This window comes from Scandinavium hiltneri (assembly GCF_024764835.1).
Classification (GTDB): Bacteria; Pseudomonadota; Gammaproteobacteria; order Enterobacterales; family Enterobacteriaceae; genus Scandinavium; species Scandinavium hiltneri.
Window position 1 is genome coordinate 1,093,707 of record NZ_JALIGE010000076.1, and the last position, 12,265, is coordinate 1,105,971.

Below are 12,265 nucleotides of genomic sequence, written 5' to 3' on the forward strand. Positions count from 1 at the left end.
AACAAAAAAGCAACAGACGTTTGATAATCATCCACCGTTTGGTTAACTGGAAAGTCAAAAAACCGGCTTACGCCGGTCTTTGTCAATCTTTCCTGACACACGAATCATCACGCGCTTTTTGTGGCAATAAAACGTTCCGGCAGTAAGAAACTGAAGCGGGTGTTTTTGCCTGGCGTACTTTCGATATCGAGGCGGCTTTCGTGATGATTTACCGCATGTTTCACGATTGCCAGCCCCAGGCCGCTGCCGCCTGTTTGCCGCGAACGGGCTTTATCGACGCGGTAGAAGCGTTCCGTCAGGCGCGGAATATGCTCCGGCGCGATGCCTGGGCCATTATCTTCCACGCTGAACAATGCGCCGTGCGGCTCGCGCAGCCAGCGTACGGTAATTTCAGTGCCTTCTGGCGTATGATTCACCGCGTTATACACCAGGTTCGACATCGCGCTGCGCAGCTGCTCCTCGCTGCCGAGCACCTTTAGTGAATCCTCAATGTCGAAATGCAGAATGTGCTTTTTATGGCTGAGCGTCTGCGCCTCGCGTTCAATCACCCTGAGCATCATTGGCACGTCGATGATTTCATTCAATGCCGCCAGCGGAGCCGCCTCGATGCGTGACAGCGTCAGCAACTGGCGCACCAGGCCTTCCATCCGCTGGGTTTGCTCGCGCATGGTGTGCAGCGCTTTTTCACGCGGCGCGCCTTCCAGCGTTTGCTCCTGCATCATCTCCAGATAGCCCTGTAGCACCGTCAACGGCGTGCGTAATTCATGGCTGACGTTGGCGAAGAAATTGCGGCGTGCACCTTCCAGCTGGTGCATCTGCGTGACGTCGCGCGCCACCAGCAGCAGCTGTTTTTCACTGTAGGGCATGACGCGAATTTCCAGATGTCGACCGGTGTTGAGCACCAGGTTGAGCGGCCGGGTGAAATCGCGGGATTTGAGATAGCGGGAAAATTCAGGGTAGCGCAGCAGGTTGAGGATGTTCTGACCATTATCGTCCGGCCAGCGCAGATTCAGCATCTGCTGGGCCAGGCCGTTACACCAGAACATGGCCCCTTCTTCGGTGGTCAGCACCACCGCATCGGGCAACGATTCAGCCCCACTGCGAAAGCGTTTGATCAGGCTCCCCAGCTCACGACGACGCTTTTTATTACGCATCTGCATCTGGTGCAGCCCGTACAGCAGCGGCTCCCAGCTGCCTTTGCCCGGCGGTGGCGTCATGCTGCGGTCAACCCATAGCCACCATGAAAGTTGCAGTAAATTCCAGAAATGCCAGATCAGCAATCCGGTCACCGCCGCCAGTAAAAACCATGGCAGGTACCCGAATAGCGCCCCCAGAATGAGGGCCGGAATACAACAGAGGATCAGCTCAAAAACCAGCCTTTTCCATGACAGCCGTTCAAGCACGGGTCACACTCCAGTCAATTGTCAGAAACGGGCGGAGAAACGATACCCCGTGCCGCGAACGGTTTGTACCATTCTGTCGTGACCACTGTGTTCCAGCGCTTTGCGCAGACGACGAATGTGAACATCCACCGTCCGGTCTTCTACATACACATTGGTTCCCCAGACGTTATTCAGCAGCTGTTCGCGGCTGTATACGCGTTCCGGGTGAGTCATAAAGAAGTGCAGCAATTTAAACTCGGTCGGCCCCATGTCCAGCGGGTTTTCACCGGTCATGACGCGGTGTGAAGACGGGTCAAGGCTCAGGCCCTGCATTTCGATCACTTCTTCTACCGCCATCGGCGAGATACGGCGCATGACAGCTTTGATACGGGCCACCAACTCTTTCGGGGAAAAAGGCTTGGTAATGTAATCATCGGCGCCAGTTTCCAGCCCGCGCACGCGATCTTCTTCTTCGCCACGCGCGGTCAGCATCACCACCGGAATATCGCGCGTTAACGCTTCGCGCTTGAGGTGTTTGATAAACTGAATGCCTGAGCCGCCTGGTAGCATCCAGTCAAGCAGGACTAAATCAGGCCACGGCTCGTTCAGTTGGTTTACGGCACTGTCATAATCGTCTGCTTCTACAGGCTGAAAGCCATTTTGCTCCAGGACGAAGCACACCATTTCGCGAATTGGAGCTTCATCTTCAACGACCAGAATACGTCTCGCCATTATAAATCCTGTGTTATTAGTCATGTGCCTGTAAGCGGCGTCTTATTCGGCGTAAGTATGCGTCAGATTTATGACAGATTTATGATAGAGCCTTTTCACATTATTACACTGAATAGCGACGTTCATCGCCCTGTTATCTCTAAATGTTTATACTGGCGGCCTCGCTTTTCAGCCACGGGCCCACTATGCGCATCCTACACACCTCCGACTGGCACCTCGGCCAGAATTTTTACAGCAAAAGCCGAGCCGCTGAGCACGACGCTTTTCTCGACTGGCTGCTGGAAACAGCGCAGGCGCAAGCGGTGGATGCCATTATCGTGGCCGGTGATATCTTCGATACCGGTTCACCACCGAGCTACGCGCGCGAACTCTACAACCGTTTCGTGGTGAAATTGCAGCAAACCGGCTGTCATCTGCTGGTGCTGGCGGGGAACCATGATTCCGTCGCCACGCTCAACGAATCCCGCGATATTCTCGCGTTTCTGAACACCACCGTGGTCGCCGGAAGCGGTATGGCCCCTTGCGTGCTCAACCATCGCGATGGAACCCCTGGGGCGATTTTCTGCCCGGTGCCGTTTCTGCGTCCGCGTGATGTCATCGTCAGCCAGGCCGGTTCCTCCGCCGGAGAAAAGCAGCAACATTTGTTACAGGCGATCACGGATTACTATCAGCAGCAGTATCAGCAGGCTTGCGAACTCCGTGGCGATCGCCCGCTGCCAATCATCGCCAGCGGCCATCTGACCACCGTCGGCGCCAGCAAAAGTGACGCAGTACGTGACATTTATATCGGCACGCTCGATGCCTTCCCGGCGCAGAACTTCCCGCCGGTGGACTACATAGCCCTCGGCCACATTCATCGCGCGCAAAAAATTGGCGGCAGCGAGCACATCCGCTACAGCGGATCGCCGATTTCCCTGAGCTTCGATGAAACCGGTAAAGCGAAAACCGTCAATCTGGTGAGTTTTGATAATGGGAAACTGGCGGAAGTGATGCCGCTGGAGGTGCCGGTGACGCAGCAACTGGCAGTGCTGAAAGGCGATTTCGCCAGCATCAGCGAGCAACTGACGCAATGGCACAATGGCGATGCCGCCTCGCCGGTGTGGCTTGATATCGAAATCACCAGCGACGAATATCTGCACGACATCCAGCGAAAAATTCAGGCCCTGACCGACGCACTGCCGGTTGAAGTGCTGCTGGTGCGCCGCAGTCGCGAACAGCGTGAGCGCATTATGGCCAGCGAACATCGCGAAACGCTGAGCGAACTGAAAGTCGAAGAGGTTTTTGAGCGCCGCCTGGCGCTGGAAGAACTCGAAGAGCCGCAGCAACAGCGCCTGCATCAGCTGTTTAACGAAACGCTGCACGCGCTTTCCGGGGAGGAACAGCCATGAAAATTTTGAGTCTGCGGCTGAAAAACCTCAACTCGCTGAAGGGCGAGTGGAAAATTGATTTCACCGCCGAGCCGTTCGCCAGCAACGGCCTGTTTGCCATTACCGGGCCGACCGGCGCGGGTAAAACCACCCTGCTGGACGCCATTTGCCTCGCGCTGTACCACAAAACGCCGCGCCTCAGCACCCTGTCACAATCACAAAACGATTTGATGACCCGCGATACCGCCGAATGTCTGGCGGAAGTGGAATTCGAGGTAAAAGGCGTGGCCTACCGCGCATTCTGGAGCCAGAACCGCGCGCGCAATCAGCCCGACGGCAATCTGCAGGCCCCACGCGTGGAGCTGGCCCGCTGCGACGACGGTAAAATTCTGGCGGAAAAAGTCAAAGACAAGCTGGATCTGACCGCCTCGCTGACCGGGCTGGATTATGGCCGCTTCACCCGCTCAATGATGCTGTCGCAGGGGCAGTTTGCCGCATTTCTCAATGCCGAACCGAAAGAACGTGCCGAACTGCTGGAGGAGCTGACCGGCACCGAGATTTACGGCCAGATTTCCGCGATGGTGTTTGAGAAGCATAAAGAAGCCAAAAACGAACTGGAAAAATTCCAGGCGCAGGCTTCGGGCATGATTTTGCTGAATGATGAGCAGCAGCAGGCGTTGCAGCAACGTTTGCAGGCACTTACTGACGACGAAAAGCAGCAGCAGAATGAACAGATTCGGGTCCAGCTTTGGCAGCAGTGGCTGACGCGCGAAACAGAACTGCACGCCGCAGAGCAGCGCACGCAGGCCTCGCTAAGCGCCGCGCAGCACGCGCTGACTGCCGTACAGCCGCAGCTTTCCGCGCTCGCCCAGTCATTACCCGCCGACAGACTTCGCCCGATGTGGGTTCGTCTACAGGACAGCCAGACTGCACTGACGCAAACCCATCAGCAAACTGAAGAAGTAAATACTCGCTTACAGAGCCAGCTTTCACTGCGCGGGCGTTTGCGCCTTAGCGCCGAACGCCAGCAACAACAATGGCTGGTGAGCCAGAAAACCCTGAACGAATGGCTGTTGGCGAATGAACGCTATCGCCACTGGCAGCGCGAACTGACCGGTTGGCGCGCAGCGTTTAGCCAGCAAACACGCGAAGCGGCCCAGTTGCAGACCCTGGCCCAGCGTGAAACTGAATTCACGCGCCATCTCAACGTCCTGCCACCCGCGTCGCTCAGCCTCGATGAAACGGCGGTGGCAACGGCACTGGAACAACACGGTGCCGCCCGCCCGCTTCGCCAGCAACTGAACGCGCTGCAAAGCCGTTTTCAGCCACTGCAAAAGCGCCGCCAACAGCTGCAACCGATGCTGATTCAGCGTCAGCAGGAGCAGGAAAAAGGCGAAGCCGAACTCGCTCGCCGTCGTCAGCAGTACAAAGAAAAACTGCAGCAGTTTAACGATGTCAGAACCCTGTGCGAGCAGGAAAAAATCATTGCCAAACTCACCGATGAACGCGCCCGTTTGCAGCCCGGCGCGCCGTGCCCGCTGTGCGGTTCGGCGGAACATCCGGCAGTGGCGGAATATCAAGCGTTAAAGCCGGGCGTCAACGAAGCCCGTCGCGATGCGCTTGAAAAAGAGGTCAAACAGATTGGCGAATCTGGGGCTAGCCTGAAAGGCGAACTCGATGCGCTGGTGAAACAAATTCAGGCCGAGCAAATCGAGCTGCGGTCGGTAGCCGAGCAGGAGCAAGCGCTTACCTCTCAATGGCAATCGACTGTCGATGGTTTGCAGATCTCCCTCACCCCTGACGATGATATCGGCGGCTGGCTGAACGAGCAGGAGAACTACGAACGGCAGCTTTATCAGCACAGTCAGCGTTTGAGTTTAGAGCGTCAGATGCGCGACCTGAAAACGCAGCGCAGCGCACTGGAGCAGGAAATTGCCGAGCGCCAGCTAACGCTGGGTGAAACCCTGAACGGCTTTAGCCTGACGCTTCCCGCTCAGGGCGAAGAAAACGCCTGGTTGGCGGCGCGCGAGGCCGAAAGTCAGCAGTGGCAGATGCAGAGCGAACAGCAGCAATCCCTTGAACATAAACTCGCGCAGCTTCAACCGCTGCTCGATACCCTGCCTACGGCTTCGCCGCAGGAAGATGTTGCCCCGATGGCGCTGGACGGCTGGCAGCAGCTGCATCATGACTGCGTGTCGCTGCAAAGCCAGTGGCAAACGCTGCAACAACAGGAAAATCAGGCCCACGAACGCCTGACACTGGCGCAAAAAGAGTTTGGAGCCGCGCTGGAAGGCAGCCAGTTTGCCAACCAGGACGCTTTCCTGGCCGCGCTGCTGGATGACGATACGCACCAAAAACTGGAGCAGCTGAAGCAGCAGCTTGAAAAACAGCTTCAGCAACAGCAGGCGCTGGCGTCGCAGGCGCAGAACGAGCGAGTTCAGCACCAGCAGCAGCGTCCGAACGATTTACCGGAAACGCAGGACCGCGAGCAAGTGCAAACGTTGCTGGCCCAACTGGCGCAGCGGTTACGCGAAAGCAGCGCGGCACAAGGGGAAATCCGCCAGCAGCTGAAACAGGATGCGGACAATCGGCAACAACAGCAGGCGCTAATGGCGCAGATTGATGCCGCCGCGCAAACCCTGGAAGACTGGGGCTGCCTGAATACGCTGATTGGCTCCAAAGAGGGCGACAAATTCCGTAAATTTGCGCAGGGGCTGACGCTCGACAATTTAGTGTGGCTGGCCAACGAGCAGCTGAGCCGCCTGCATGGGCGCTATCTGTTGAAACGCAAAGCCAGCGAAGCGCTGGAACTGGAAGTGATGGACACCTGGCAGGCCGACGCGGTGCGCGACACCCGCACGCTTTCCGGCGGAGAGAGCTTCCTCGTCAGCCTCGCGCTGGCGCTGGCGCTGTCCGATTTAGTCAGTCATAAAACGCGCATTGATTCGCTATTCCTCGACGAAGGTTTCGGCACGCTCGACAGTGAAACGCTGGATACCGCGCTCGACGCGCTCGACGCGCTGAACGCCAGTGGTAAGGTTATCGGCGTGATAAGCCATGTGGAAGCGATGAAGGAGCGGATCCCGGTGCAGATTAAAGTGAAGAAAATTAATGGCCTGGGATACAGCAGGCTGGATAAAATTTTTGCTGTAGAGTAATGACGTAGCAGTTTCGTCAATATAGACAGAAGAATAAGCCCTTGGTTTAGCCCCGCTTTTACCTCAAGCTGGGCTTTACTGCGCGGCCTGATATTCCGGGCGCATTCCCTCGCAACGAGTCAGTATGAAAAAAGTCATTTTATCTTTAGCACTGGGCACGTTCGGCCTGGGTATGGCTGAATTTGGTATTATGGGCGTGCTGACGGAACTTGCCAGCAACATAGGAATTTCTATCCCCATGGCCGGGCATATGATCTCCTGGTATGCGTTCGGCGTGGTGCTGGGGGCGCCGGTCATCGCCCTGTTTTCCAACCGTTTTTCCCTTAAACATATCCTGATTTTTCTGCTGGCCCTTTGCCTGGTCGGTAATGCGATGTTCACCCTGTCGTCCTCTTACTGGATGCTCGCGGCAGGCCGACTGGTCTCCGGTTTTCCTCACGGCGCCTTCTTTGGCGTGGGCGCTATTATATTGTCAAAACTCGCCAGCCCCGGAAAAGTGACGTCAGCCGTCGCGGGGATGATCAGTGGAATGACTGTCGCGAACCTGCTCGGCGTGCCACTTGGCACCTGGCTTAGCCAGGAATTTAGCTGGCGCTACACCTTTTTATTGATAGCCATGTTTAATATCGCGGTGATGGCCGCGGTGACCTGTTGGGTGCCCAATATTACTGATAATGCCAGAACCAAATTGCGTAATCAGTTTCACTTTCTGAAATCACCCGCCCCCTGGTTTATTTTCGCTGCGACTCTCTTTGGCAATGCCGGTGTCTTCGCATGGTTTAGCTATATCAAGCCATTCATGATGACGGTCGCCGGTTTTTCCGAAGGGAAAATAACGGTGATTATGATGCTGGCGGGGCTGGGAATGGTGTCGGGTAATCTGCTGAGTGGTCGCTTATCCGGAAAATTCTCTCCGCTCAGTATCGCCATTGTGACGGATGGGGTTATTGCGCTTTCGCTGGGCCTGCTGTTTTTGTTTGGCGATGGCCAATTCGCCTCGCTTAGTCTGACATTTATCTGCTGTATGGGGCTTTTTGCACTCTCCGCACCGTTGCAAATTTTGCTGCTGCAAAATGCGAAAGGAGGCGAAATGCTGGGGGCGGCCGGGGGACAAATGGCCTTTAATCTTGGGAGCGCTGTCGGCGCTTACTGTGGCGGGTTGATGCTGACGGCGGGTTTTGCCTACAACTATGTGGCGCTCCCCGCGGCGCTTCTGTCATTTTTCGCGATGTCTTCGCTGCTGCTGTATGCTCGCTTGAAACACAAGCCTGTGCCAGCATTCTCCTCAATCTGAATTCTGCCCTGTTGACCAGGGCAGCCTGATTTAGAGCGGCCACAACCATGCGGCACCGCGCACGCCGCTGGAGTCGCCATGCACCGCCTTGCGAATCGGTGTTTCACACTCCCCGCCAAAGACAAAATTCTTCACCAGTCCCGGCACCGTTTTATACAGGCGCTCGACGTTACTCATACCTCCACCGAGCACAATCACGTCCGGATCCAGAATATTCACCACGTGGGCCAAGGATTTCGCCAGCCGCAGTTCATAGCGACTCAGCGCCAGTTCCGCCACCGCATCCTGCTCTTCAACCAGACGCATGATTTCACTGCCTTTTAACGGGTGCCCGCTCAGACGATGATAATCCGTCGCAAAACCGGTACCGGAGATAAAGGTTTCAATGCACCCCTGTTTGCCGCAGTAGCACGGCACTTCCGCGCGATAGCGCAGTTCGTCTTCATCCATCCATGGCAGTGGATTGTGACCCCACTCGCCCGCCGTGCCGTTACCGCCAATGTGCGCCCTGCCGCCGAGCGCGACGCCCGCGCCGCAGCCTGTGCCAATAATCACCGCAAAAACGGTTTGCGCACCCGCCGCGGCACCGTCGATGGCTTCTGAGACCGCCAGACAGTTGGCATCGTTCGCCAGTCGCACTTCGCGATTGAGCCGCTTACCCAGATCTTTATCGAAAGGCTGCCCGTTGAGCCACGTTGAATTGGCGTTTTTCACCACCCCGGTATACGGCGAAATGGAGCCAGGAATGCCCATGCCTACGGTGCCGGTCTGCCCGGTTTCTTTCTCTGCCAACCCGACCAGCGTGGCAATGGTTTCAATTGTCTGCTGATAGTCATCGCGCGGCGTCGGCAGACGATGACGATACAGTTGCTCGCCCTGGTCACTGAGTGCAATGACCTCTGTTTTAGTACCACCCAAGTCTATTCCTATTCGCACAGAAGCCTCCCCGGTGCCTGATTAACAATGCAAGCATAGTGACAATTCGCTATCATGCCCGCTGAATTTAACGACAAAGCCGTGGAAATTATCATGCTGTGGTTCAAAAATTTAATGGTTTACCGTCTGAGCCGCGACATTACGTTGCGTGCCGATGAGATGGAAAAACAGTTAGCCTCACTGGCGTTTACCCCTTGCGGCAGCCAGGATATGGCAAAAACCGGTTGGGTTTCGCCGATGGGCTCGCACAGTGATGCTTTCACGCATGAGGCCAACGGCCAGATCCTGGTATGCGCCCGTAAGGAAGAGAAGATCCTTCCGTCGTCGGTAGTGAAACAGTCGCTGGAAGCCAAGATCCTCAAGCTGGAAGCCGAGCAGGGCCGTAAGCTCAAGAAAACCGAAAAAGATTCCCTGAAAGATGAAGTGCTGCACTCGCTGCTGCCTCGTGCTTTCAGCCGTTTCAGCCAGACAATGCTGTGGATCGATACCGTCAACGGATTGATCATGGTCGATTGTGCCAGTGCGAAAAAAGGTGAAGATACCCTCGCACTGCTGCGTAAAACCCTCGGTTCGCTGCCGGTGGTTCCGCTGGCGCTGGAAAATCCAATTGAGCTGACGCTGACCGAGTGGGTTCGCTCCGGCAACGTGGCGCAGGGCTTCCAGCTGCTTGATGAAGCGGAACTGAAAGCGATCCTCGAAGACGGGGGCGTCATCCGCGCGAAAAAGCAGGATCTGGTCAGCGACGAAATCGCGGTACACATTGAAGCCGGGAAAGTGGTGACCAAACTGGCTCTCGACTGGCAGCAGCGTATTCAGTTTATGATCTGCGAGGATGCGTCGATTAAACGCCTGAAGTTCTGCGATGAACTGCGCGATCAGAACGAAGACATTGAGCGCGAGAATTACGATCAGCGTTTCGATGCCGACTTTATCCTGATGACCGGAGAGTTGGCTGCGCTGGTGGCGAATCTGGTAGAAGGTCTGGGCGGCGAAGCTCAGCGTTAAGAAAGAGCCTTCCTGCGCAAACAGGAAGGCTGATTTTTACTGGTAACGCTTAAAGGTAGCGGCAAAGATAGGATGTGGGTTCTGCAACCTGCAGATGAAATTCGCTGTGACCCGGCACGTTAAACACCTGCCCGGCAGTATAGGTTTTCCACTCCGTTTCACCCGGCAGCAGAACGTGTAGCGCCCCGCTCACGACGGTCATTTCTTCAGGCTCAGCCGTCCCAAAGGTATATTCCCCTTCAGCCATGACGCCTACGCTCGCGCGGCCAGTACTGCTGCTTGTAAAACCGATGGACTTCACTTTCCCGGAAAAGTACTCATTGCTTTGAAGCATAAACAGACCCTTATTAGTTTCGTCGTTGTGTACAAATCCAATATAGGGGGCGTGACAGCGAACTGTCACGCAAATAGTGAGATTAAACCAATAGTTCAGACACCAGTCTTGCGACCAGCACATTCGACAGCAGAACCGGAACATCCAGCGCTTTTTGCAGCAGGTCACGGTGCTTCTGATTAAAGCCCAGGCAATCGAGCATTAGCACGTCCACGCCTTCGCTTAGCAGTTGCTTGCCGGCGGCGATCAGCTCGTCTTCGGTACCATGAATGGGATTCGCCAGCGCGTAACGCGGCTCATTCTGTAAGGTCTGCCATTTGATACGTTGGTTTTTCATCAACTCCGGGATCGGTACGATGACGCCCACCTGATGACCGTCGACGATGGAACTCACCAACGGAGGAATGATGCGCTGTGGTTCAATAAGAATAGCGTTCCGAGCCACCAGTCCACTAATTGGCGCAGTGCTCATGAACAAAATGACATCGTAGTTTTGGTTATCCAGCACTTCAACGACCGACTGTAAATCACGCTCGACTTTCTTACGTGAGACTTCCGCCAGCTGGTTATCATTCAGGAGAGTGATAAGAACCTCTTCTCCTGGCTCTGCGGCGTATTCTTCCATGACCGCTTCTCGGGTCATTTTTCCCACCAAACTGACATGGGTAATTTGATCTTCCCTGATGTGCTCTGTTAATAACGGCAACACCTCACGCATCGGAACAACACCGATGGTCAGGATTGCCAAAGTCGCACTCATGTTATTTACCTTTTATCACGACAATCACAGCTTCGACACAGGCTTACTGCTGACTGACAGCCCCCTGGATGGCTAAAAAACAACCGTTCAGAAGCGTAGCAGCTCCCTTCTGCGGGCGTTTGTAAAGATTCCGGATAGCGCCAGTGCACTCCAGTAATTTCTGGAGCTTAACTTTTTATTAACATTAATTTTAGCTAAAAAGTGTGATTTACGCCCGCTCATCGCAGGCGTTGCGCAACTTAAGGCTGAATTAGGACTTATCGGGATCTTCGTAACGCCGTTTGGCGTCGATGGCTTCCGCCTCGGTGGGATGTTCGCTGATCAGCGAATCGGGTTTCGGGTGGTCAGCACGCAGCTGAAACCAGGTCACCGACTGGCCCGGATCGCCCTTCTCGACGGCGACAACGCGGGCTTCACGTGGATATGGGGGATTTGACGGCATAGCTCTTCCTCTTTCGGTTCAGAGCGTTAAGTATAGGCGTTAGCCAGCGGTTGCCGAATTTACCGCCATGGTGGTGGGATGAACAGAGGCGATTGCCGCCAAAATTTGCGCCACGACGTCATCAGGTTCACAGGCGGCGTCCACCGTGAAATGCGCCGTTTCACGGTACAGTGCATCACGCTGGGCCAGAATTTCACGCACTTCTTCGCTGATAGGTTTGCCGGTCAGCGTTGGACGCTGAGACTCTTCCGGAAAAGCTTCCAGGCGCCCGGCGAGTACCGCGACCGGCGCTTTCAGATAGAAAACGATCCCGTTGTCACGCAGAAACTCACGATTAGCCGGTGCCAGAATGACACCGCCGCCGGTGGCAATAACGGATTGCGCCGCAGTGACAGATTGCAGCGTTTGGGTCTCAAGCGCGCGAAACGCGGGCCAGCCTTCTTTCGCCACTATATCGGCGATGCTTTGTTGCGCACGCTCCTGGAGGGTAACGTCGGTATCGATGAAATCAAAATGACAGGCCCCGGCGAGCTTCTGCCCGACCGTGGTTTTACCGCAGCCGCGGGCGCCAATAAGAAAAATAGGCTGTGTTATCACTGAAAATCCCCCTGGTACTGCGGTGTGGCAAGTCGTACTGGTGAGTCGGTGATAATATCACCAAACTAGTACGCAAGTAAGTGTAAAATAATAATTACACCTTCAATCCAAACCCCAACGTCTTGGCTATTATTATTGGCTATTGGGCAGGATGAAAGTGTAAAGAAATAGTGTCATTTAGTGTTGCGGCAACCTTACATGAAAGGGCGTCAGTTTGACAACCCCTGTCGGGCTGCAAAAGGTAACACATTTATGCAT

Annotated in this window: 11 protein-coding genes; 4 read left to right on the forward strand and 7 right to left on the reverse strand. The window is 55.3% G+C overall.

The annotated features are described in order from the left end of the window. Nucleotides 1-107: 107 nt before the first annotated feature. Together phoR and phoB are read right to left on the reverse strand one after the other, a co-directional pair. Nucleotides 108-1,403: a phosphate regulon sensor histidine kinase PhoR gene (phoR, locus tag MUU47_RS22585; RefSeq protein ID WP_258990392.1), complete on the reverse strand. Its 1,296-nt coding sequence runs from the start codon at nt 1,401-1,403 to the stop codon at nt 108-110. Nucleotides 1,404-1,424: 21 nt separating this feature from the next. Next, complete coding sequence (gene phoB, locus MUU47_RS22590) at nt 1,425-2,114, reverse strand: phosphate response regulator transcription factor PhoB (RefSeq protein ID WP_159772555.1); 690 nt, start codon at nt 2,112-2,114, stop codon at nt 1,425-1,427. Nucleotides 2,115-2,299: 185 nt separating this feature from the next. Between phoB and sbcD the strand changes: the two genes are divergently transcribed. The 3 genes from sbcD to araJ all read left to right on the forward strand — a co-directional run bounded on the left by sbcD (nt 2,300) and on the right by araJ (nt 7,933). Further along, nucleotides 2,300-3,502, forward strand: coding sequence for an exonuclease subunit SbcD (sbcD, locus tag MUU47_RS22595; protein WP_258990394.1), 1,203 nt, complete (start codon nt 2,300-2,302; stop codon nt 3,500-3,502). Then, entirely contained in the window at nt 3,499-6,639 is a 3,141-nt protein-coding gene (sbcC, locus tag MUU47_RS22600; protein ID WP_258990395.1) for an exonuclease subunit SbcC, read from the forward strand. Before sbcD ends, sbcC begins: the two co-directional genes overlap by 4 nt. A 124-nt stretch (nt 6,640-6,763) precedes the next feature. After that, nucleotides 6,764-7,933, forward strand: a complete 1,170-nt coding sequence (gene araJ, locus MUU47_RS22605; RefSeq protein ID WP_258990396.1) for an MFS transporter AraJ — start codon at nt 6,764-6,766, stop codon at nt 7,931-7,933. 30 nt (nt 7,934-7,963) lie between these two features. On the opposite strand, the gene mak is transcribed toward araJ, so the two are convergent. After that, a complete protein-coding gene (gene mak / locus MUU47_RS22610) occupies nt 7,964-8,869 on the reverse strand; it encodes a fructokinase (protein WP_258990398.1) in 906 nt (301 codons plus the stop codon). Nucleotides 8,870-8,962: 93 nt separating this feature from the next. On the opposite strand from mak, the gene rdgC reads away from it, so the two are divergent. After that, nucleotides 8,963-9,874 (forward strand): recombination-associated protein RdgC, encoded by a 912-nt coding sequence (gene rdgC / locus MUU47_RS22615; protein ID WP_258990399.1) that lies wholly within the window; start codon nt 8,963-8,965, stop codon nt 9,872-9,874. A 49-nt stretch (nt 9,875-9,923) separates the two neighbouring features. On the opposite strand, the gene ppnP is transcribed toward rdgC, so the two are convergent. From ppnP to aroL, 4 genes are all read right to left on the reverse strand, one after another. Further along, entirely contained in the window at nt 9,924-10,208 is a 285-nt protein-coding gene (gene ppnP, locus MUU47_RS22620; protein ID WP_110511635.1) for a pyrimidine/purine nucleoside phosphorylase, read from the reverse strand. Nucleotides 10,209-10,290: 82 nt separating this feature from the next. Beyond that, the gene (locus MUU47_RS22625; protein ID WP_258990400.1) at nt 10,291-10,968 is read right to left on the reverse strand and encodes an AroM family protein; all 678 of its coding nucleotides are present in this window, start codon (nt 10,966-10,968) and stop codon (nt 10,291-10,293) included. Nucleotides 10,969-11,218: 250 nt separating this feature from the next. After that, the gene (locus MUU47_RS22630; RefSeq protein WP_258990401.1) at nt 11,219-11,410 is read right to left on the reverse strand and encodes a YaiA family protein; all 192 of its coding nucleotides are present in this window, start codon (nt 11,408-11,410) and stop codon (nt 11,219-11,221) included. A gap of 39 nt (nt 11,411-11,449) precedes the next feature. After that, nucleotides 11,450-12,004 (reverse strand): shikimate kinase AroL, encoded by a 555-nt coding sequence (gene aroL / locus MUU47_RS22635; RefSeq protein WP_258990595.1) that lies wholly within the window; start codon nt 12,002-12,004, stop codon nt 11,450-11,452. Between the last annotated feature and the right edge of the window lie 261 nt (nt 12,005-12,265).